The sequence below is a fragment of the Nostoc sp. DSM 114159 genome (assembly GCF_053470285.1).
Window position 1 is genome coordinate 2,684,651 of the sequence record NZ_JBPFEH010000001.1, and the last position, 23,015, is coordinate 2,707,665.

The 23,015-nt window shown below is 40.8% G+C and carries 18 protein-coding genes and 1 pseudogene; 9 read left to right on the forward strand and 10 right to left on the reverse strand.

What is annotated here, in order from left to right; genetic code table 11:
- The first annotated feature begins 19 nt into the window (after nt 1-19).
- From ACR5KR_RS11080 to ACR5KR_RS11100, 5 genes are all read left to right on the forward strand, one after another.
- Nucleotides 20-1,594: an AAA-like domain-containing protein gene (locus tag ACR5KR_RS11080; protein WP_448266557.1), complete on the forward strand. Its 1,575-nt coding sequence runs from the start codon at nt 20-22 to the stop codon at nt 1,592-1,594.
- A gap of 38 nt (nt 1,595-1,632) precedes the next feature.
- Nucleotides 1,633-1,833 (forward strand): hypothetical protein, encoded by a 201-nt coding sequence (locus ACR5KR_RS11085; RefSeq protein WP_448266558.1) that lies wholly within the window; start codon nt 1,633-1,635, stop codon nt 1,831-1,833.
- A 107-nt stretch (nt 1,834-1,940) separates the two neighbouring features.
- Nucleotides 1,941-2,177, forward strand: coding sequence for a hypothetical protein (locus ACR5KR_RS11090; protein ID WP_448266559.1), 237 nt, complete (start codon nt 1,941-1,943; stop codon nt 2,175-2,177).
- 131 nt (nt 2,178-2,308) lie between these two features.
- Nucleotides 2,309-4,471 (forward strand): DNA helicase RecQ, encoded by a 2,163-nt coding sequence (gene recQ / locus ACR5KR_RS11095; RefSeq protein WP_448266560.1) that lies wholly within the window; start codon nt 2,309-2,311, stop codon nt 4,469-4,471.
- Nucleotides 4,472-4,514: 43 nt separating this feature from the next.
- Nucleotides 4,515-5,087 carry a Uma2 family endonuclease gene (locus ACR5KR_RS11100; protein WP_448266562.1) on the forward strand — a complete coding sequence of 191 codons (573 nt, stop codon included), beginning with the start codon at nt 4,515-4,517 and terminating at the stop codon, nt 5,085-5,087.
- 138 nt (nt 5,088-5,225) lie between these two features.
- Here ACR5KR_RS11100 and ACR5KR_RS11105 read toward each other — a convergent pair whose 3' ends face one another.
- The gene (locus tag ACR5KR_RS11105) at nt 5,226-5,393 is read right to left on the reverse strand and encodes a hypothetical protein (protein ID WP_448266563.1); all 168 of its coding nucleotides are present in this window, start codon (nt 5,391-5,393) and stop codon (nt 5,226-5,228) included.
- A 752-nt stretch (nt 5,394-6,145) separates the two neighbouring features.
- Between ACR5KR_RS11105 and ACR5KR_RS11110 the strand changes: the two are divergent.
- A pseudogene (locus ACR5KR_RS11110) lies at nt 6,146-7,381 on the forward strand (glycosyltransferase family 4 protein); the annotation flags it as partial.
- Nucleotides 7,382-7,940: 559 nt separating this feature from the next.
- A complete protein-coding gene (locus tag ACR5KR_RS11115) occupies nt 7,941-9,689 on the forward strand; it encodes an Rqc2 family fibronectin-binding protein (RefSeq protein WP_448266564.1) in 1,749 nt (582 codons plus the stop codon).
- Between the two features lie 214 nt (nt 9,690-9,903).
- Here the strand turns inward: ACR5KR_RS11115 and ACR5KR_RS11120 are convergent, their stop codons facing one another.
- The 3 genes from ACR5KR_RS11120 to ACR5KR_RS11130 form a co-directional block, all read right to left on the reverse strand.
- Entirely contained in the window at nt 9,904-10,131 is a 228-nt protein-coding gene (locus ACR5KR_RS11120; RefSeq protein WP_448266565.1) for a type II toxin-antitoxin system HicA family toxin, read from the reverse strand.
- Nucleotides 10,124-10,333, reverse strand: a complete 210-nt coding sequence (locus tag ACR5KR_RS11125; protein ID WP_445626497.1) for a type II toxin-antitoxin system HicB family antitoxin — start codon at nt 10,331-10,333, stop codon at nt 10,124-10,126. Before ACR5KR_RS11125 ends, ACR5KR_RS11120 begins: the two co-directional genes overlap by 8 nt.
- Nucleotides 10,334-10,523: 190 nt before the next feature.
- Entirely contained in the window at nt 10,524-13,154 is a 2,631-nt protein-coding gene (locus ACR5KR_RS11130) for a DNA polymerase III subunit alpha (protein ID WP_448266567.1), read from the reverse strand.
- Between the two features lie 193 nt (nt 13,155-13,347).
- On the opposite strand from ACR5KR_RS11130, the gene ACR5KR_RS11135 reads away from it, so the two are divergent.
- The gene (locus ACR5KR_RS11135; RefSeq protein WP_445626495.1) at nt 13,348-14,640 is read left to right on the forward strand and encodes a dicarboxylate/amino acid:cation symporter; all 1,293 of its coding nucleotides are present in this window, start codon (nt 13,348-13,350) and stop codon (nt 14,638-14,640) included.
- 44 nt (nt 14,641-14,684) lie between these two features.
- Here the strand turns inward: ACR5KR_RS11135 and ACR5KR_RS11140 are convergent, their stop codons facing one another.
- From ACR5KR_RS11140 to ACR5KR_RS11160, 5 genes are all read right to left on the reverse strand, one after another.
- Nucleotides 14,685-14,864, reverse strand: a complete 180-nt coding sequence (locus ACR5KR_RS11140; protein WP_322679176.1) for a hypothetical protein — start codon at nt 14,862-14,864, stop codon at nt 14,685-14,687.
- A gap of 275 nt (nt 14,865-15,139) precedes the next feature.
- A complete protein-coding gene (locus ACR5KR_RS11145) occupies nt 15,140-16,213 on the reverse strand; it encodes a TIGR03032 family protein (RefSeq protein ID WP_448266568.1) in 1,074 nt (357 codons plus the stop codon).
- Nucleotides 16,214-16,247: 34 nt separating this feature from the next.
- A complete protein-coding gene (locus ACR5KR_RS11150; RefSeq protein ID WP_448266569.1) occupies nt 16,248-17,144 on the reverse strand; it encodes a hypothetical protein in 897 nt (298 codons plus the stop codon).
- 502 nt (nt 17,145-17,646) lie between these two features.
- Nucleotides 17,647-19,359, reverse strand: coding sequence for a diflavin flavoprotein (locus tag ACR5KR_RS11155; RefSeq protein WP_445626492.1), 1,713 nt, complete (start codon nt 19,357-19,359; stop codon nt 17,647-17,649).
- Nucleotides 19,360-19,474: 115 nt separating this feature from the next.
- Complete coding sequence (locus ACR5KR_RS11160; RefSeq protein WP_445626491.1) at nt 19,475-21,214, reverse strand: diflavin flavoprotein; 1,740 nt, start codon at nt 21,212-21,214, stop codon at nt 19,475-19,477.
- A gap of 1,093 nt (nt 21,215-22,307) precedes the next feature.
- Here ACR5KR_RS11160 and ACR5KR_RS11165 point away from each other — a divergent pair.
- On the forward strand, nt 22,308-22,763 hold the full coding sequence (locus ACR5KR_RS11165; RefSeq protein WP_445626490.1) for a helix-turn-helix domain-containing protein: 456 nt from the start codon (nt 22,308-22,310) through the stop codon (nt 22,761-22,763).
- Here ACR5KR_RS11165 and ACR5KR_RS11170 read toward each other — a convergent pair.
- Nucleotides 22,756-22,968 carry a hypothetical protein gene (locus ACR5KR_RS11170; RefSeq protein WP_445626489.1) on the reverse strand — a complete coding sequence of 71 codons (213 nt, stop codon included), beginning with the start codon at nt 22,966-22,968 and terminating at the stop codon, nt 22,756-22,758. The two genes, ACR5KR_RS11165 and ACR5KR_RS11170, sit on opposite strands and share 8 nt — an antisense overlap.
- Nucleotides 22,969-23,015 lie beyond the last annotated feature (47 nt).

A 23,015-nucleotide genomic window follows, 5' to 3' on the forward strand; every position in this document is an offset into this window, starting at 1 on the left:
AAAATTAAAAATCAATCAAATGAAAAATTATCGATACCAAGTTGGTGGTACTCTCACTAATGACGCTCCTAGCTATGTTGAGCGCAGAGCGGATATGGAACTTTACGAAGCTTTGAAACAAGGTGAATTTTGCTACATCCTAAGCTGTAGACAAATGGGTAAATCTTCACTTATGGTAAAAACAAAGCACCGTTTGCAAAAAGAGGGCTTTAAATGTGCCACCATTGATATGACTAATATTGGTTGTGAAAATATAACTCCAGAGCAGTGGTACAAAGGAGTTGTTGGTGACTTATGGTTAAGTTTTAAACTGTTAGGAAAAATTAATTTAAAAACTTGGTGGCAAGAACAAAATGATCTTTGTTTGATTCAGAAACTCAGTCGATTTATTTCGGAAGTTTTATTAGCTCAGTTTCCTAACGAAAGGCTATTTATTTTTATTGATGAAATTGATAGTATACTCAACCTCAATTTCTCCGTTGATGACTTTTTTAACATAATTCGATTCTGTTATAACCAACGAGCAATTAATCCAGAGTATCATCGAATAACATTTGCAATTTTTGGGGTTGCGACACCTTCAGACTTAGTTATATATGGAGATAATACTACCCCGTTTAATATTGGTAAAACTATACAAGTCAATGGTTTTACCTTTGAAGAAGCTCAACCACTATCTTTGGGATTAGATATTAAAGACAATCATCCTCAGAAAGTTTTGAAAGAAATATTAGCTTGGACAGAAGGACAACCATTTCTTACTCAAAAGCTGTGCAGACTAATTGTGAGTTTATCTCAAGACGATCTAGGTAGAAAGCTAAAAATTCCCCCTGGCACAGAAGAATTTTGGATAGAAAATGTGGTGCGATCGCACGTCATTGAGAAATGGGAATCACAAGATGAACCGGAGCATTTGCGAACTATTCGCGATCGCATCCTCAGAAAAGAAAAATTTGCTGCTAGATTGCTAGGAATTTATCAACAAGTCCTCCAAGGATTGAAAGTACCAGTTGATGATAGTCGAGAACAGGTAGAACTTTTGCTGTCTGGTTTGGTAATCAAAAAACAAGGTTGTCTCCAAGTAAAAAACCGAATTTATCAAGAAGTTTTCAATTTAGAATGGGTTGCAAAAAAACTAGCTTACTTGCGTCCTTACTACGAAAACTTCAATGCATGGGTAGCCTCAGAAGAAAAAGATAAATCTCGCCTATTGCGCGGACAAGCCTTGATTGATGCTCAAACGTGGGCAAAGGGTAAAAGCTTGAGCAACTTAGATTATCGATTTTTAGCTGCTAGTGAAGAATTAGATCGGCGAGAAGTACAACAGGCTTTAGAAGCTGAACGCGCTCAAGAAGTAGAAGCACGACTTGCAGAACAACAAAAAAGGCTGGCTCAACAAAAGAAAAATGCCACAATAGTGACACTTTTGCTCGTGGGAATGACCATTAAATTAGTGATTTCTATAGTGTGGGGAGTATCGCTTTTACGAAAGATTGATGCTTTAGAATCACAGCTAAAATGCACCGATATTACTACATCCCTGCAATTTCCTCACTGTTCAAAGTCAAGAGCTGCTAGGGAAACCTCAGAATAACGCTCGTTAAAAAACTCTCAATAACGCAAGTGCAGCCGATGTATAAGTTAGTTATTACGAGTAAATTTAAAACAGCTTTCCGAAAATTTACTCGTCGTAATGCTGACTTACTCATGACGATGTTTATTAGCTCAATACAAGTGCGATCGCTAATATTGTCACGCCAGTTTTTAAAGTCAAGCATAGGCGTAGCCCGTCGTAGACATCTCTCATGTATAAAGGTTGATTTAGTGCAATAAGTTAATATGAGTTTGACGAAGCTCAAAAAGCGATAAGGATAAGACTTTTAAGTTTTTTATATCTTACAAGTTCTGTATCAACCCAAATAATTAAGAGGATCGAGCAATTGAGTAACCTAGATAAAGTTTTAGATGCCGCAATGGAGCTTACTTTAGAGCAGCAAGAAATGCTGGTACAAATTCTCAAAAGCAGAATTATTGAAAGTCGGCGAGATGAAATTGCGTCAGATGCAGCAGCTTCCATTGCTGAATTTCAAGCAGGTAGGCTCAAAGTCCAGACTGCTGCCGAAGCAATTCAAGAATTACGGGAATATCTCAATAACCCAAGTGCAGCCGATGTGTAGGTTGGTTATTACTAGCAAATTTAAATGGCAAACACAAACACAACTCTGACCAAAGCTGGCGATGATGTGAGTTAAAATCCTGATATCTTTAATAACTACCCACGCAGAACGGCTCCGAAAAAGCGATCGCTATGCTTCAGTATCCCCATCTCGAACAAGCGCTAAAATATCACTTCGGTTACGATCAATTCCGCCCTGGACAACGGCAAATTATCGAAGATGCGCTGCAAAATCGAGATTTAATGGTGGTGATGCCGACTGGTGGGGGGAAATCTTTGTGTTTTCAGCTACCAGCGTTGTTAAAAAATGGGCTAACAGTGGTGGTGTCGCCGTTAATTGCTTTGATGCAAGACCAAGTAGAGGCATTGCGAAATAATAATATTAATGCGACATTTCTCAATAGCAGTTTGAATGCTTACCAAGTGCGATCGCGCGAAGATGCCATCCTCAGCGGTAAAGTAAAATTACTCTACGTTGCTCCGGAACGTCTCCTCAGTGAAAGGTTTCTCCCGTTTCTTGATTTAGTTAAAGAAAAAATCGGTATTTCTAGCTTTGCTATTGATGAAGCGCACTGTGTTTCGGAATGGGGACATGATTTTCGTCCAGAATATCGCCAGTTGAAATCTCTGCGGAAACGCTATCCTGATGTGCCTACAGTCGCTCTCACCGCCACAGCAACCGATCGCGTCCGTAGTGATATCATTCAACAACTAGGACTAAAGCAACCAAGCATTCATCTTGCCAGTTTTAACCGGGAAAATCTTTATTACGAAGTTCGTCCTAAAACTAAATATGCTTACGCTGAATTATTAGAACTAATTCGAGAAACTGAAGGTTCGACAATTATTTATTCTTTAACTCGGAAAAAAGTTGATGAATTAACTTTTAAACTCCAAAATGATAAAGTTATTGCTTTGCCTTATCACGCCGGATTAACTGATGAAGAACGTAGTAGCAATCAAACGCGATTTATTCGAGATGATGTCCGGGTGATGGTGGCAACAATCGCCTTTGGGATGGGAATTAATAAACCCGATGTGCGGTTGGTAGTTCACTTCGATCTGCCCAGAAATATAGAAAGTTATTATCAAGAATCGGGTAGGGCTGGTAGAGACGGAGAACCATCTCGATGTACAATATTTTTCAGCTTTGGTGATGTTAAAACAATTGAATGGAGTATCGATCAAAAAGCTGACCCTCAAGAACAGTTGATTGCTAAACAACAACTGCGTCAGATGATCGATTACGCTGAAGGGACTGATTGTCGGCGAACAATTCAACTGGGTTATTTTGGCGAAAGGTTTCCTGGGAATTGTGGTAATTGTGACAATTGTCGTCATCCCAAACCCGTGCAAGATTGGACAATTGAAGCCATGAAGTTTTTATCTTGTGTGGCGCGTTGCAAAGAAAGGTTTGGAATGTTACACATAATTGATGTGTTGCGAGGAGCAAAAAAAGACAAAATTCTCCAGTACGAACACGACAAACTTTCTACTTATGGTATTGGTAAAGATAGAACTGTAGATGAATGGCGAATGTTGGGGCGATCGCTTTTACATCAAGGGTTAATAGAACAAACTAGCGATGGTTACTCAGTTTTAAAACTAAATGCCTTAAGTTGGCAAGTCATGCGAAAACAACGCACAGTTTCCCTAGCTGTAACCACAGTGCAAAAGGTTACTTGGGAACCGGAGAGTGAAAAAGCAGAAGTTGCAGAAATATTATTACAGAAGTTGCGATCGCTACGTAAAGAATTAGCTGATGAGCAATCTGTACCACCTTACGTCATCTTCCACGATTCCACTTTAAAATTGATGGTACAGGTGCAACCCCAAAACTTAGCTGAATTTGCCAAACTTTCTGGTGTAGGTAGTCACAAACTCGCTCAATATGGTGAAAAGTTTCTTACAGAAATTCGCGCTTACCGCCAAGAAAAAGGTTTGCAAAATAAATCTGCTACTTCTGTATCTTCTGCCAAATCATCTTCTTCTTATACTGAATTGCAGACATTACAATTGTATCAACAAGGTTTAAATATCGCTCAAATTGCCCAAAAGCGCAATCTTAGTCCAGCAACAGTTAGCAATCATCTGGAAAAACTAATTGAAAAAAATCAGCCAGTTGATTTAAATCAATTAGTACCTTTAGAACATCAACAAAAAATTTGGCAAGTTTTAGAAGTACTTGGTGACATTTCCCTAACTCCTATCAAAGAACAACTAGGCGAAAGCTACACTTTTGATGAAATTCGTTTAGTACGGAGTAAGTGGCGGCGTGAAAATCGCAAGAGATAATTTGTTCAGAACAAGTAATAAACAAGATTAAAGGAGTTAGCCGATGAGTGAGATGCTTAATAATGGAGTACGCTGGACAATTCACGATGTGGAACTCTTTGCAGAAAATGAGGGGACGCGCTACGAGATAGTTGATGGAGAATTATTTATGACCAGGGCACCTCACTTTAAACATCAGCAAACTTGTGGCAGAATTTTCCAACAGCTTAATATTTGGTCAGAGTCTACTGGTTTAGGAGAAGCTGTAATCAACCCCGGCGTTTTATTTTCAGAATCAGACAATGTGATTCCTGATGTAGTTTGGGCTACTAAAGAAACCTTGGCGCTAACATTGGATGAAGCGGGACATTTAACTGGCGCACCAGATTTAGTAGTAGAAGTTTTGTCTGAAAGTAAGTCAGACGAAAGACGAGATAAGGAAGCCAAACTTAAACTTTATTCTTCTAGAGGAGTAAAAGAATATTGGATAGCTGATTGGCGATCGCGTAAACTAGAGGTCTATCGGCGCGAACAAAGTCAACTTAACTTGGTAGTAACTTTATTTAGTAGCGATCGTCTCATTTCTGGGCTATTGCCTGGTTTTAGCTGTACTGTAGACCAGCTTTTTCCTGTATAAATTTTAGGTTGAATGGAAAAACAGCTTTTATTCTTTTCCCAAAACACAATCTGTATAATAAATTGTTCAGATATCGCCTTGCACCAATAACTAAGTTTTCTCCTCATCAAGGCGATATCTATAGCTCGTCAGTTTACATTAAGAAAAACTGGGAATTTCAGAGTTAGAATCTTGTGATGTCATAGCAGACTTTGAAGACTCAGTGTTTTGGTTTTTGACAGACAGAATTACAGATACCAGCTTAGGCAGTGCTAGACAGACAACAGTATTTAATATCGTCAGAAATATACCATCTATCAAACTCATATATTAATCTTCTCCGTTTGAAAATTGGTGGTGACTATCTATATTTATTAGTTTGAAGCAAAATCAGTAGAATTGCGTAAAAACAGAATTTAAATTTCTTTTAGAGAATATAAGCTAAATAAATATATTTTTATCGAAACAGAATAAAGGCGTCAGTCGCCAGAATACAAGAAGGGTCTTTTGAACGAAAAAGTAGATAGCGTCGCGTCTTGATTCTGAATCCTGAATTCTGAATTCTGACTTCCTACTCTGAGATGTGTTAGGGGGTCAAACCCCCTATTCACCAGATATATCCTCCTTTCAAGGGCAGGCTTTTAGGCTTTCGATAAATAGTTGAGAATGTTCTCAATTATTGAACGTAGTTTTAAGTTCTCAGACAATGGTTTTGGTTTTAAAATCCCAAAAATTTGTCTAATCAAAAAAACCTGCCCCAGAAAGGATATATCCTCGCCCAAGTCAGAGAACTGAGTCTCTAGGTAGAGAGCTAATTAAAATTGCCATATCTATGAAATTAGAGCTAGACATGAATGAAAAAATCTCATGTTTATCTATCAAAAGGATGAGATACGGATATAACAATTTCCTATATCTGAAGAAACTAAATGTATATTTCTGACAGAGGATGTTAAAAAAAATTAGACATAGTAAATTAAAGTCAATAATAATCAAAGTTCCTAAACAATTCTGGCAAGTGTGCTATACACGTGTTTGGAACAATCCAAAACTTTGTTAAAATCAGCAACACACAAACTATGAACTCTACCACCGAAAAACGTATCGCCTTGATTTCCGTCCACGGAGACCCAGCGATTGAGATAGGGAAAGAAGAAGCTGGGGGACAAAATGTTTATGTGCGTAATGTGGGTGAAGCACTAGCGCAGCTGGGATGGCAAGTTGATATGTTTACCCGCAAAGTAAGTCTGGAGCAAGACTCGATAGTTGAACATAGCAACAATTGTCGAACTATCCGTTTAAAAGCTGGCCCCCTTGAGTTTGTGCCGCGAGATGAAATTTTTGAATATCTGCCAGAATTTGTGGATAATTTCCTCAAATTTCAAATAAAAAACGAAATTACATACGAATTGGTTCATACTAACTACTGGCTCTCTAGTTGGGTGGGGATGCAGTTAAATAAAATCCAAAAGAGTAAACAGGTTCACACCTACCACTCATTAGGAGCAGTCAAGTACAACACTATAGAAAATATTCCTTTGATTGCTAGTCAGCGATTAGCAGTGGAAAAACAAGTGTTGGAAAAAGCAGAGCGAATTGTAGCGACAAGTCCGCAAGAACAGGAACACATGCGATCGCTAGTTTCTACAAAAGGCAATATCGATATCATTCCATGTGGTACAGATATTCAGCGCTTTGGCTCTGTTGGACGAGAAGCAGCCAGGGCTGAATTAGGGATTGACAAAGAAGCCAAAGTTGTACTATACGTGGGGCGCTTTGACCAACGCAAAGGTATAGAAACTTTGGTACGGGCAGTAAACGAGTCTCAACTACGCGACTCCAAAAATATCCAGCTAATTATTGGTGGTGGTAGCACTCCAGGTAACAGCGACGGAATTGAGCGCGATCGCATTGGGCAAATCGTCAACGAATTGGGAATGAGCGACTTTACCACCTTTGCAGGTCGTCTGAGTCAAGATGTTTTACCAACTTATTACGCCGCTGCCGATGTTTGCGTTGTTCCCAGTCACTACGAACCCTTTGGATTAGTAGCGATCGAAGCGATGGCAAGCGGTACACCAGTAGTAGCAAGCGATGTCGGCGGACTTCAGTTTACTGTAGTTAATGAAAAAACTGGTTTATTGGCTCCACCGCAAGATGTAGATGCTTTTGCCTCTGCGATTGACCGAATTCTCTTAAATCCAGAATGGCGAGATCAATTGGGTAAAGCTGGTAGAAAGCGCGTCGAAACTAAGTTTAGTTGGGATGGTGTTGCAAATCAACTGAGTGAACTTTACACCGAACTGATGCAGCCACAAACAGTAGCGTCAACAGCGAAAGAACTAGTACACTCAACCGCCGAATTAGTGCAATCAGCAGCCAAAGAACTAGTACACTCAACCACCGAACTAGTGCAATCAGCAGCAAAAGAACCAGTTTTGGCTGCTAAATAACGCTTTTGTTTAACAGATAATGGTGAGTGAGTAACTCGGATAAAATTTTGGGTTTAAATTTGGCAGCAGCGTTGGCGTAGCCTCTCCAAGAGTTGACCACACTTCGACACCTTTCGGCTTCGCGGTAGTTGAATCTCGACTTCGCTCGATTACCGCGCAGTCGAAACTCAAGGCAAGAAGCTCAGTGACCACCGTAGGCATCGCCTGAGCTTGGAAAACTCAACACCAAAAACAAACTGTATAAAAAACGAACTTATTACTTAAACGCAGAAGCTTATTTTATGATAATTTCTGCGTTTTTTGATTCGCAGCTATCACCAAACCAAGTAACCGCTATGATAGTTGAGGTCTGTTATGCTTTAACTAAACAAAAATAAAGGCATGGCGATCGCTACCATTTGAATGTTAACAAGTAATCGCTTTGCAACCAGTTGACTTTACCACTCTCACAGCTGCTTGTAGCGAAATCCGCGCTAACTGGCTACCATCACGCTTAGAACAGGTTTACCAGCGCGATCGCTATACTATTGCTGTGGCATTACGCACCATAAAGCAGCGAGATTGGCTACAGATTTCTTGGCATCCCCAAGCTGCACATATTTGCATCGGCGATCCCCCACCGCGATCGCCAGATACCTTTACCTTTAGCCAACAACTGATACACCAATTGAATGGTTTAGCACTGGTGGCGATTGAAGCGATCGCTCCTTGGGAGCGGGTGATTGATTTACAATTTGCCCGTCGTCCGGGAGAAAGCGCCCTATATCATGTCTATGCAGAAATCATGGGCAAGTATAGCAACGTCATTCTCACCGACGCTAACAATATAATTATCACCGCCGCTCATCAAGTCAGTCAGCAACAATCTAGTGTCCGTCCCATCCAAACCGGACAACCTTATGAAACACCACCGAAACTAACTAGAAATGTCCCCTACTTGAGCGAATCTCAAGAACGTTGGCAAGAACGGGTAAGTTTAGTACCAGGAGCAATTAAGCAGCAATTGCTCAAAAGTTATAGTGGCTTGAGTGCTGTACTAGTGGAGTTGATGCTGCTAGAAGCAAATATTGCACCAGAAACATCCACCCATACTCTCAACCCCAACGACTGGCGACGGCTATTTGAGCGTTGGCAAGAATGGCTGCAAGCTCTAGATTCCAAAGAATTTCAACCCGCTTGGACAAAAGATGGTTATACCGTAATGGGTTGGGGTGCAGTTGAAAAGGTCAAAAATATTCAGGAGTTACTCAACCACTATTACAGTAACAAGATTAACGAACAGTTATTTTCGCAATTGCGCCATCAGTTGAGTCAGAAATTGAATAATATTCTGGCGAAATTACACAATAAAGCTCAAACCTTTGAGACGCGCTTGCAGCAATCAGATCGAGCCGATGAGTATCGGCAAAAAGCTGATTTATTGATGGCTCATTTGCAAAACTGGGAACCAGGGATGAAAGAAATTATCCTTGCTGATTTTGAGACAAATTTGCCAGTAGCGATCGCTCTCCAGCCAGATAAAAATGCCGTCCAAAATGCTCAAAGTCTTTATAAACAGCACCAAAAGCTGAAACGCGCTCGTGCTGCCGTCGAACCGCTACTATTGGAAGTGCAGACAGAAATTGAGTATTTAGAACAAGTAGAAGCTGCGATATCTTCGATGGGCTACGCCAACGCTCAGATAGACACCTACCAAACAGCAGAAGATTTGCGAGCTTTAGAAGAAATCCGCGAAGAGTTAATTGGGCAAAAATATCTGGAAGATCCAGAATACCGCAGCCGCAGTGCCAATGAACCTCCCAGCACTAACTTTTATCGTTACCTTACGCCTAATGGCTTTGAAGTTTTAATCGGTCGTAACAATCGCCAAAATGACCAATTAACCTTTCGTGTAGCAGGGGATTATGACTTATGGTTCCACGCTCAAGAAATTCCAGGTAGCCATGTGTTACTACGTCTAGAACCGGGTGCTGTTGCCGAAGAAGCTGATTTGCAATTTGTAGCTAATCTTGCTGCATATTACAGTCGCGCCCGTCAGAGCGAGCAAGTGCCAGTAGTTTACACTCAGCCAAAACACGTCTACAAACCCAAAGGAGCAAAACCCGGAATTGCCATTTACAAGCAAGAAACCATCCTTTGGGGAAAACCACAAATGGTCATTAGTTATTAGTCATTTGTCATTGGGCAATACAGTTCAGAATGAGCAACAAAACACTTGTAGAGACGGCGATTTATCGCGTCTCAAAAACCCAAAATTTTTGCCAGTAGCCCTTAACCCAAGCGTATTGAGTCATTGGGTATTAGGCATGAAACACGGGTTATTCTCCTTGTCTCCCCAGTCGCATCAACCTGTATCAAATCCAATTCGCACTCAAAGCGATCGCTTACAGATTTTCTATGAACTCTTCCGGTGTAACTTGTGCTTGCTTAAGAATGCCGCTCAATGTTCCTACCTTCAGTTCTTGATGCACAGGTACAACACAGCCAATTGTGCCTTCTGGTGTTTGCTTCTTCATCACAACATGACTACCGTTTTGTCGAATTTGCTCAAAACCCAAACGCTCCAGTGCCCGAATTGCCTCTCTACTTGAGATTCGTGGCAACTTAGGCATAGGTGATTTCAATGCTGGTCATATATCTTGGAGATGTTTCAGGTAGAGGAAATTCCTCCAAGTAAAGCTGCGTTGCCTGTCTTAAGCTAGCAATTGCTTGTTCGATTGTCTCTCCCTGATCAACCGTACCAACTTCGGGACACTCAGCTATATACATATCGTCCTCTTTATAAATGAGGACTGCAAAGCTGCGAGTTTTCATCGTACTGTATCCTCAATCCTTTTTATAGCAAGCATAGCATCACCCTTTCTCTATAAAGATCGCCGTCATGTACATCCATCAGTGGAGCGATATCGCTTTCAGCAACCATAAAAATAAAAGTATTTGTCTTGCAAATACGATCGCTGCTAATTCAACAGCGTAATCTCATACTACTCAAGTTTTATTTTGGCTAACTCGGCAAATTCTCTACCCGCATCAAATCCAATTCCCGTTCAAATATTTCATCAATTGGCAACATTTGACCATCAACAGTCATAAATTTATGGTCTTTTGTCGCCCGAATTATTGAACCATCTTCCAAGCAATACTCAAACACCTCTTGTTGTCCGCGATCGTGCCACTGTGCTACAGGTTGCGTGTAAATATTCCCATTCTTATCAACGCTGTACACATTACATTCAATGCTTTTTTCTACAATTTTCCCAATGGGCAACAATCCATATTCTACTGTTAATATTTCCGTGTCATAGCTTAAACAATATTCCGCAAACTTTAACATTTGCTCAAATAATTCATCCGCAACTTTTTTCTGAACGCCATTTTTTGCTGCGCCATCCACGAATTTTTCTCGCTGCTTTTGCATCTCAGAAACTTTCTTTTTACCCATCGCCCGACGCAGCAAATCAGCTTGTCCTAAAGAATATCCCGCCATATCCTGAGCAATTTTCATGATTTGCTCTTGATAGACCATAATTCCATAAGTTTCGTCTAATATTGGTTCCACAATAGTGTGCGGATAATCAATCTTTTCTTGCCCATGTTTGCGTTTAATAAATTTAGGAATTAGCCCCGCATCTAGTGGCCCAGGTCGATAAAGTGCCAAAATCGAAGAAATATCTTCTATATTAGAAGGCTTCAAATCTCGCACTATCTGACGCATCCCAGAAGATTCTAATTGGAATACCCCTTCTAATTCACCTGCTTCTAATAATTCATAAGTTTTTTGGACATCTTTAGGTAAACTGCTATGTTCGCCTTTAGCTAATATTCTCTGGGCTTTTCTTTCCTGGCGGGGAATTTCATCAGGATCGACCCGATATCCTCTGGTTTCTTGAATCAAATCAACGGTCTTTTGAATCAGCGTCAAGTTCCGTAAACCTAGAAAATCCATTTTCAACAAACCCATTGATTCCAGGTCTTCCATGAAATATTGGGTAATCACAGAACCATCATTATTCTTCTGTAGCGGGACAATTTCATCAAGTGGATCGGCAGAAATTACCACACCTGCTGCATGAACACCAAAGGTTTTGTTAGTTCCTTCAATTCGCATCGCCATATCAAGCCAATGTCGAACATGGGGTTCTTTATCATATTTTTCTTTAAATTGTGGTTCTGGAGTTTTATCGGAAACCATCACCTTGAGTTTAGTTGGTTTCCCCCGCACTACAGGAATTAATTTCGCCATTTTGTCAGCTTCCCCATAGGGAATGTTTAATACTCTGGCGACATCTTTCAAAACGGCTTTAGAAGTTAGGCGGTTAAAAGTAATAATTTGGGCAACTCTATCTGCACCATATTTCTCAGTTACATAATCAATCACTTTATCCCGTTGTTCAATACAGAAATCCGTATCAATATCAGGCATGGATTTACGTTCTGGGTTCAAGAAACGCTCAAAGAGTAACCCATGATGCACAGGATCAATATTAGTAATTCGCATTGCATAAGCAACTAATGAACCAGCCGCCGAACCCCGACCTGGTCCCACAGGAATGTTATTATCTCTAGCAAATTTGATATAATCCCATACAACTAAAAAGTATTTTGAAAAACCCATCTGCTGAATCATTTTCAGTTCGTATTCCAATCTTTCTTTATAGACGGAATCAACTTCTTGGCGAGATTTGCGATTTAATCGTTCTAAAAGTCCTTGCCATGCAACATCTTCGGCATAAGTATCAGCAGTATGACCTGAAGGAATGGGGGGTGTGGGAATCTGAGGCTCACCCATGATATGGTAAGGCTCGACTTTATCAGCGACTTCTTCAGTAGTGGCTACAGCTTCGGCAATTACCTCATCCGGTAAATGGTCGCGAAATAGCTGCCGCATCTCTTCACCAGACTTGAGATACTCTGTGCCGCTATAACGCATCCGCTTATCTTCAATAATTAGCTTGCCAGTTTGAATACATAACAAAGCATCGTGGGCTTCAACGTCAAAGCAAGAAATAAAATGTGAATCATTAGTTGCAACAATTTTAATCCCTAGTTCCCTAGCAATTTTCACTATTTCTACATTCACAATCCGGTCTTCTTGGGAACCGTGGTCTTGAATTTCTAAATAATAATCATCACCAAATACATCTTTATACCACTGAGCAACTTTTCGGGCGGCATCTGGTCGATTACTGAGAATCGCTTGGGGAATTTCTCCACCCAAGCAAGCACTGGTGACAATCAAGCCTTCATGATATTGTTTTAATAAATCTTTATTAATACAAGGACGAGAAAAAATTCCTTTACCTTGAACACCTTGGAGGTGAGAAATTGTAGTTAATTTAACTAAATTTTTGTAACCTTTGGTATTTTTAGCTAAAACTACTTGATGATATTTTGGTCGGCGTTCTTGTTTTTCAATATCGCCGTTAATTACATACATTTCATTGCCGATAATCGGCTTAATATTTTGACTACGGCAGATTTTGATCAGTTCAACGGCTCCATACATGACACCATGATCGGTAAGAGCGATCGCTTTCATTCCTAGTGTGATCGCTCGATCTACCAACTCTGGTAGCTGACTTGCCCCATCGAGCAGACTGTAGTCACTGTGAATATGTAAAGGAACAAAGGACATAAGCATCTCCAACCACAAGCCAAGACACCTCTAGGGGCCTACCTTGTGGTATACCCTTTTGAGCGAGATTTTGCAAAGCAACGGAATCTTAGATTAACAGTTTTTAACCAAAATTAAAGCTGTTCTTTTTCTGGAATTACCAATATCATTAGTGTTGTTTTAATAGTTACAGCAGTTAACCAGTATCTAGCCAATGAGTCAAACAGAGAGAACTACATCGCCTGAAACCAAAGCTAGCCCTTGGTGGCAGCGTATCCCTCTCACGTTGCAAATTCTCATCGCCTTAATAGCGGCAGTCAGCGTCGGAATTGCCCTTGGTGCAGGGAATCCTAATCCCAGCAACGCTGCCTTAATCAACAATTTAGCAATTCCGGCTGAATTGGTGCTAAAGGCTCTCCGCGCCTTGGCTACACCCCTAATTTTGGTAGCGGTGCTGCATACTTTAATGACCACCAACATCCCTGGTACAGCCGGACGGCGGCTGGCAGTGCTACTTTTAACCAATACTACTGTAGCTATTTTGGTGGGGCTTTTCGTAGCGAATGTCCTGCGTCCGGGGACTTGGGGGAATGTAGCCACCTCAACAAGTACGGCAATAACTGCTCAGAGTCTCGATCCTTGGGGAATACTCAAAGATGCTGTACCAGAAGCCGTCCTCAAGCCATTGGTTGATAATAATGTCATCCAGTTGATTGTGATTGCCCTGAGTTTTGGCATCGTCCTGCGGGCATTAAAATCTGAACAAATCGCCCAAGGCAAGAATGGATTCCAGCCCATAGAGGATGTCATCGGAATTTTATTTGAAGCGGTAGTCCGCATCCTTAACTGGGTAATTGCTTTAGTACCGTTCGCAGTCTTTGGGATTGTGGCTAAAACTGTGGCGATGCAGGGATTTACACCGTTTAAATCTTTGGGTGCATTTATCGTCGCCGTATTGTTAGCACTGGTATTGCAAGCGTGCTACTACCTCACCAGAGTAAAATTTGGTTCTTGGGTACACCCACTAAAATTCCTCGCTGGTGGTTCTGATGCCTTTTTGACAGCTTTCTCAACTTCTTCCTCAGCAGCGGCAATGCCCGTAACCTTTGAGGTTTTGCAAACAAAAGTCGGTTTAAGGGAATCTTCTGCTGCTTTGGGCGCATTAGTCGGGGCAAATTTCAATAATGATGGTACTGCCCTCTATGAAGCAATGTCTGCGTTGTATATTTCCCAACTAATTGGACAACATCTGAGTCTAGGACAGCAGTTAATTGTCATCCTTACCTCGATTTTTGCGTCTGTGGGTGCGGCAAATATTCCCAATGCAGGACTGGTAACAATGACACTAGTGTTCACTTCTGTTGGCTTACCTACCCAATACATCGCTTTGCTAGTGACTGTAGACTGGTTTTTGGATCGCTGCCGCACCGCAATTAATGTTATGGGAGATATGACTGTCAGTACTTTACTTGATGGCAAAAAGCCACGTTCTGTAGACGAGGCTTAGTTTGCCAGCTTATAGTTGAGTTCAGCAGCTAGTTTTTCAAATATCTAATGCTGTTGAGGCCCTTTGGCGTCACATTCTTTAGTCCAGCAACGTTCTAAAAGTTGCAGACGCCAGACTAATACAAAACGTTGGGGATTCAGTATTAATTTAGTATCGCGACTAAATAAGGGTTGGTTCAGATATTGCCAAAGAGGAAATTTAATTTTAGTGTGTTTTGGAGTCATAAGAACAAGAAAAATAATATAAAAGTTGTGTCTAGGAATTACCTAATACTGTTTTTCTAGTTAAAGGCTACCCTGCGTTTTTGCTATTGTCTTTGTGGCAATTGCGGAATTCCAACAAGTGAATTTATGTTGTTTACGCTTTAATACTGAAATTGCACACGCGATTTTTCTGATTCCACATCACAAAGCCGTTGCTGCCGTTGAGATTAGATAGGTGAAAAATTGCTCAATTAGACATCATTGATGTTGATTTTTCGGAAATTTTGAATTGCTTTTTATCCCACCGTTATCACCCGCCGAATTTCATCGCTGCGAAACCCGATCGCCATCGGACGACGTATCCCCAAAAGGGCTACCACATCGTATAATTCCAGTACCACCCCTTCTATTCGCAGGGAATGGACAATATCACCGCTTCTCAGGTCAATCACTAGTAACCCACAGCGAGGCTCAACATTTTTCTGGTGCAATTTATCGTCCAAAGCCAAGCCGCTGAAGGTCTTGTTATGCCTGGGTTGGGAAATTCCTACTATTGCAAAGTTGCCATAAAATGCACAACCACGCAGATATCCCGGACAGAAGGTGATTGGTTCAAATACTCCCCGCTTGAAGTCGGCAAAACCAAACTCGCCCGTACCCGAATTGAGCAGCCAGAGTTTTCCCTGATGCCAGCGTGGGGAGTGGGGCATAGACAACCCCTGCAAGACGATTTCATTGCTTTCTAAATCAATAACACAGCCCCCATTTGCCCGATGCTCCCGCCAACCTTCGGCTACGTCCGATTGACTGACAGCAGTAACGTATTTCGGTTTTTCTTGCTGCATTGCCAACCCATTCAGATGACATCTATCTTCTGCCGCCAGCTTGCTGATAAAGGTTGGCTGCCATAGAGGAACGAAACTGTGGGTTTCGCTGACTGTTCCCAAACAACTAAATAAAGTATTGACAAATAATAGTTTTTGTGGAGTTGAATCTTTCTCTTCTGCTTTACTCAAAGCGATATCGTGAATATCTAAATCTCCTGTCACATAACTCATCTGGGGTAAATAGAGAGCATCATAGCCTTGGTGGTTTTCTCCAGGTTGGATAATGTTTTCAAATCGCCACAGTTGGTACAGAGAACTCATGTAGAGGCTGTTGCCATTGGCATACAACCCCATACACCGCTCAAAGGTACGCTCAAATACTGACAATTTGCCGTTTGGTTGCAAGCCAATGAAAAATAACTTCCCCGCTTGATAGGTAGTGAAGGACAAACTGAGGTTTTGCTCATACAGCCAAGCGGTAAATTGGCGAGAAGCGTTGATTTCTAAAAATGGTTTCTCAATGTTGCTATTACTGGAATTCACTTGGTTTAGACTCTCAAAAAAAACAGAAAGAGAATTAAGTTAGTCTCTTCAACACAAATTCTCTCTGTACTGGCATTGACAAACGCCATGCATGGGCGTCTACAATAAAATGGCCCATTGTCAAACCAAGTACTCCACCAGCAAAGAACTGTATCCACACAGAATCACCAGCCCACTGGCTACTATATAAAATCGCCCCACCAATAATCATATATATACTGAAAGGAATCAGGGCTTTCTTACTATCCCCAAGTGCGATCGCCCCCATAAATATGATGTACTGCAAACCATGTGCGATCGCATAAGTATAAAAACTTATGGCAATATTATTTGAAAGAAAAGCCGGAACAAAAAAGAGTGACATAACAAAAAGAAAAGGATTCGCACCTTTGAAGATTGTCCAAGCTGATAAAAGAAAAGCGCTAACAGCAAGAAACAGTCCAAAATGATACATCATATCAATTAATTGATGTAAGAAAATAGGAGCGGTTGCATAACCTACGATCTTCAATGCTGCAAATGTACCTGCTAATGTTCCTATTGTGATACACTGCCTTTCCAGCTTTTTAAGAGGTCGTTTAACCCAGAAGCTATACACACCAATGTTTTGGCGTCCGTAATGGTGAGATTGCCAAACCCAATAGAACAGCAGCAGATATATCTTTAAAAAATCCGGTGAGTAAGCATAAATAAATCCTGCTACAAGAAACAGCAGAATAGGTAAGAATATGTATCTCATCTTATTCTTAACTATAATATTTTCTCTAAATTCTCTGCACCAATAAAAATATCCAGTAGTTGCAACGTGAGCAGTTGCAAGAAAAAGAAAAGCAACCTTGATAGAAGTTAGTGGTGAATGCAGCAATTGTGAGTAAAGAGGAAAGAAAATAAAAGGTAAAAAAGTAGCAATAGCTAGACAGATTTTAAACATTTGGATATTAAAGGTCTATTTACATGATTCAGAATAGCCTAATAGTAGATCAGCCGAGATATGTGGAAATTGGAACAATTGTAAAGTTATGTTACGCAGATTTACCAAACCCTTGATATAAGGCAATATGTGTCGTCGATGCTCTAGGCAATATGCGTTTTATCAACAGTTATGAGCGATCGCTCTTGATATAGTTCGTAGTCAGTGGTTCTTTATTTCAGAAATTTACTAGAATATTGTCGGAGTCCTTTTAAAACAATAGATAAATTTGTAATACAAGGGTATATAGTGTATAATCTAAAACTTAAATAACCCTGAACATCTGTCTAAAGATCGATCGGCTTCTAGATAACTAAAATTTATTTGGGCGTATTCTGCATATCGACAAAAAATTGGGACGGGCTTTTCGACCCATCCCACAAGAAAAAAGAGAATTTTTGTTATAAAACGCCTTGGCTATATTTAAGCTAAAGCGGTTTCGTTAGGTTAAATTTCTCATTATTTAATAATGAGTGCCGGTTTTGCGATGATTGATGGCAGTCACAGCATCAGGCTTGAGTAATTTACCTTCATCTACAGTTGCATACACAACCCAATGATCGCCACATTCTAGACGTTGGTTGACTGAACATTCCAAATATGCTAGTGCATCAGTGAGGACGGTACAACCGTTATCTGCAACTGCTGTGCTAAAGTTGGCAAATCTATTTTCTCCAGGCGCGAAAGATTTACGGAAATGCTTCATGTATTCTTGATGATTGCCTTCAGGTAGAATATTTAAGGCAAACTTACCGCCTGGATACATCAAAGATTCGATCGCTCGCTCTTTGGCGATCGCCACTGTTATTCCGGGTGGGTTAAAGGTGGCTTGAGAAACCCAAGCGCCTAACATTGCGGTAGACACTTCTCCTTGTTTCGCTGTCACCACACAAACGGAACCAACGATCCGGCCAACAGCCTGTTCCACTGGAGTCGCGGCTTGTTGGGGTAAGCGTACCTTTTTAGCTTTTTTCAGTGCTTGGGCAAAGTCTGTACCTAATTCCTCACAAAACTTGAGGGTAACATCATCAGGTTTAAACTTCACCTTCAGGGTGTCAAAGCCAAAGCGATATCCAGCATCCCGGAGTTTACCTTCAATTAAGTCAAAGGCTTCGCCACTCCAGCCATAAGAACCAAAGACCCCAGCGAGTTTGCTGTTGTCACCACTCGATAGCACAATCCCTAAAGCAGTATGAATGGGAGTTGGTGCATGACCACCAATGGTAGGAGAACCAATGATAAAACCCTCTGACTGTGCGAGGTTGATGCGAATTTCATCAGGGGTAGCAAATTCGCAGTTAATGGATTTAACTGCGACTCCACCTTTAGTTAGTCCCAGAGCGATCGCTTGTGCTAAAGTCGCTGTATTCCCATAAGCTGAAGCGTAAAGTAGGGCAACGGAAATTTCGCGATCGTTGTGAGAACGGCTCCATTCTGCATAAGCTTTGGTAAGTTCAATTAAGCCGGTGCGTACCAAGGGCCCGTGTCCCACAGCATACATTCTCACCTGCAAATCTGAGATTTTTTCCAAAGCTGCTTGCACATGAGGAGTTTGGGGAGCCATCAGGCAGTTAAAGTAGTAACGCTGGTCTTCTTTGAGCGTTTCCCAGTTATCATCAAACACTTCATCGCCACAGAGATGAGTTGCAAATAACTTATCTGTGTAAAGAATTTGAGTTTGCTGGTCGTAGGTACAAAGTCCTTCCGGCCAACGCGGACTGGGAGTGGGTAAGAATTTCAAAACATGACCCTTACCCAAATCCAGAGTTTCTTTCCCCCGCATCACCAAAACATTTAAATCTTGCTCTAAGAAAGCAGCACGCAAATTGTTCGCACCAGGAAGAGAACAGACAAAAGTTACCTGTGGTGCCAGTTCTAAAATTGCTTTGAGGGTTGCAACTCGATTGGGGCTAAAATGACCCAAGATGATATAATCCAAACTTTGTAAATCTAAAGTCTGCCGCAATGCCTCTAAATAAATTTCGGTAAAGCTTTCTGGCGGTGGATCGATAAGTGCGGTTTTATCAGCTTCAATTAAATAGCAATTGGAGGTTGTACCTCTTTCAAGTGCGTATTCAATTTCAAACCGCAGACGTGACCAACTACGCGCTCTGATAGCTTTAGTATTGGTAGCAATTGGTAAAACTTGTACGTCACGTGGCTTGGAATTGGTCATAGCTGTTGGAAATAGGTTACAGAGAACAGGGGATAGGGAATAGGGAATAGGGAATAGGGAACAGGGGATAGTTTTCTCTTCTGTCCCCTGTCACCTGTCACCTCTTGCCTCTTTCTTAGTAGTAATTACCTACTTTGCGATGGCGAACAGCTGTCAATCCATCGTTTTTGGAGACACGACCTTCTTGGACGGTGCAGTATAATATCCAGTGGTCGCTGCATTCCATACTGGTCTGTATTTCACATTCCATGTATGCCAAAGCATCAGTTAGAATCGGCGAACCGTTTTTCGCGGTTTGAGTTTTCACTCCAGCAAAACGATCGGCACCAGGATGCAAGCGCTTGAGGAAGTGTTTTTTGAGTTCTTGATAATTGCCTTCTTCCAAAACGTTGAGGACGAAGCGATCGCCTACTTGCATTAAGGAATCAATGGCGCGGTCTTTAGCAACGGCAATTGTAAATCCTAATGGTTGCAAACTCGCTTGCGTTACCCAGGATGCCAGCATTGCACTTGAGACATTATCTTTTTTCGTGGTGACTATATATAGTCCACTACTAATGCGACCCAGTGCCTTTTCCATGTTGACATCAAGGGACTTGATTTGCTTGATGTTGCGATCGCGCACTAGCAATTGTCCGATGTCTTTACCCGCTTCTTCACACAACTGGAATGTTGATGCGGTGGGAGCCTCTTTAATCCGAATGGGTGGGAAGGCTTCTTTGATGCCAGAGTCAAGAAATTGTCTGCGGAGTGTATCAATGGGTTCATCATCCCCACCGTAACATTCAAACAGCCCAATCAATTGCTTGTTCTTGGCGACAGCTAGCACCGAACTGATACCAGCTTGGGCGGCGGCGGAGGTAGTTGGGGGCATCCCGATAATGATGCCAGCTGCTCTCCCGGCTAGTTCTTGAATTTCTTGGCTCTGGGCAGTACTTAGATCCAGTACTTCTACGCCAACGCCAGTTTTCAGGATACCTTCGGCAATTGCGTGACCAAGGCGTTCGCCATATCCATATTCTGAGACAAAAAACAAGCCAACTGTTGTTTCTGCTTTAGCTTGTCTTTGGCTCCAATTTTCGTAGCACCCGGTTAGAACATCTAAATGGTGGTATAATAATGGTCCGTGACCATTGGCGATTATATTAATCTTTCCTAGTTCGCCCATCCGCTTCATCGCATTCAACAACGAACGAGCGTTAGGACCCATCAAGCAGTCGTAATAAAATCTAAAGTCCGCTTCGATCGCTTCTAAATCTTCGTCGAAGGTGCGATCGTCACAGAAGTGCATTCCAAAAGCATCACAGGTGTAGAGAATTTGGGTTTTGCGGTCAAAGCTAAAGATTGTATCCGGCCAGTGCAGGTTAGGCGCACTCACGAATTCCATTTCGTGTCCTTTGCCGAGATCAATGCGATCGCCAGTTTTCACAACCCGCTTGGAAAAAGGATCGTGTACTAATCCCTCAAGGAATTGCAGCGCAACTTTTGAGGCTAAAACAGTGGCTCTTGGAGCTAACTGGAGGACATCTTCTACCAAACCGCTATGGTCTGGCTCTGTGTGACTAACAATTATGTAATCAATTGTTTTGGGGTTGACAAGACTTTTGAGAGTCTCTAAATACAAATCGCGAAACTTCTGGTGAGAAGTATCAATCAAAACTGTTTGTTCGCCCCTAATTAGATATGAATTGTAGGTTGTACCGTTTTGCAATCCGAATTCGATATCAAAGCGATCGCGATCCCAGTCAAGAGAGCGAATCGCCGTTGTGTTAGGGGCAATTTCTACAGTTTGTATAGTTAGCCGATGTTGAACGTTCTCTGCGTGGGCCTTGCCGGTCGTAGACATCGATACCATTATTCGTCTCCGAGCGCAAATTAACAGGTTTTTCTTCTGCCCCCATTCTCTCTATTATTTTTCTTTGAAGTTGTAATGAATATCAGTTTTTTAAAAATTTAACTTGTATCAATTATTGCTGTTTTTTCGCAAAAAATATGATTCAAAAAATATTCTCAATAAATATTAATTTATCCCTAAGTTTTACTGAGTACTTGTTTTTGCTATTTATCTGGTTTTATCTTAATTTAAAAATATCATAGTAATTATATTCTTTAACTAAGAAAGCATAATTTTACTATGATTAGATTGTTGGTCTATCTACCAAGTTGAGATTACTTTTAATACTTCATATTGTCAAAGGATATATTTATCAAGTAGAAAAATTTATATTTTTCGGGTACTCACTTAATTAAACAAGTAGGAAAAGTAGGAAAAGTAGGAAAAGTAGGAAAAGTAGGAAAGGTAGGACAAACCTTATTAGGCTTGCAAAAAGCGTCGCATCGGCTGTTAACATTAGTTTATTCAATTGGTATTCAATATGTTGTCTTAACCAAAAATATGGTGCATAGAATATAAACTTTATGTAAAGTTGAGAAAAAAGATATTTTTTTGAAGATAATCAAGGCAAATTTCCAGAGACTAGTTGAATAAAAAGAAAGCAGGCTTGTATATATTTTTTTGCTCATCTAAAAGGAAACTAGCATAAAAATAATTTTTAAAGTTTCGATAAACCTCCGTAAGCATAAGAATAATATCAGGAATTTAATGATACAGTCCTTTATTATCGAGTTTAAACATTAACAAGATAACGCCAAAAAATTTTTCTTGTTATAGCTATAAGCTACAGCTTCAGGCTATCAGATCGCTTTACCTATATAGGTTAATGTGTAATCTCGATGTGCCGAACTTCTTATCAAAATCCATTGTTGATGAAAAAATGCAAATTTTGATAGTTTTCCCAAGCCAATACTTATCGCGTAGTAGCCTTAGAAACGCCGATATCACTAATACTTGTAGTTAAAATATTTAAAATGTATTATGAAATACCTAAGTAATTCAATATACAGGCGTAAATAGATACAAAAATTGATTTTGTAAAAGGTTATTGTTTATGGGATGCCGATTAAAAGTGTTTCTCACAGAAGAAGAAAAGCTGACTTTAGAAGAATTGAGAAAAGCCAAAGATGTTCCTCAACGTACTAAGGATCGCGCTCAAGTTTTACTGCTGAATACTCGCGGCTTAAAAAATGAGCAAATTGCAAAAGGCTTGAATTGGGCGATTTCAACAGTGCGTCAAACCCTTCATCGCTGGGAAAAAATGGGTTTAGCAGGTTTATGGGATGCTCCTGGCCGAGGAGGAAAACCACGATATTCAGAATCAGATTTGGTTTATCTCGAAAATTGTTTAGCTCAAGAGTCAGAGACTTATAACTCTAAACAATTAGCAAAAAAACTAGCATCTGAGCGTCAAGTAAACTTGAGTGCAGATCGACTACGACGTGTACTGAAAAAAAGAGGAAGAAGGTTGGGAAACGCACACAAACCCAGAAACAGCGTGATTAGCTGATTACACCATCTTGAAATCGAATCACTTGTTTCGTTTGGGTAGCGATCGCTAGATTATGGTTGAAAATCAAGATTATTTTCTTGACAAGTTCCTGACTTTTTGCAGAAATAATATTTGTTGCGCTTCTTTCTGTTAGTCGGGCTTGGGTGCTGTTGAGGTCTACACATTTTTGGTTTAAGGTTTGCCGAGAAACTTGTAGAGACACCTTAGCGCAGCAGGATAACAGTTTAGTTTCGCATCTTTACCAAAAAT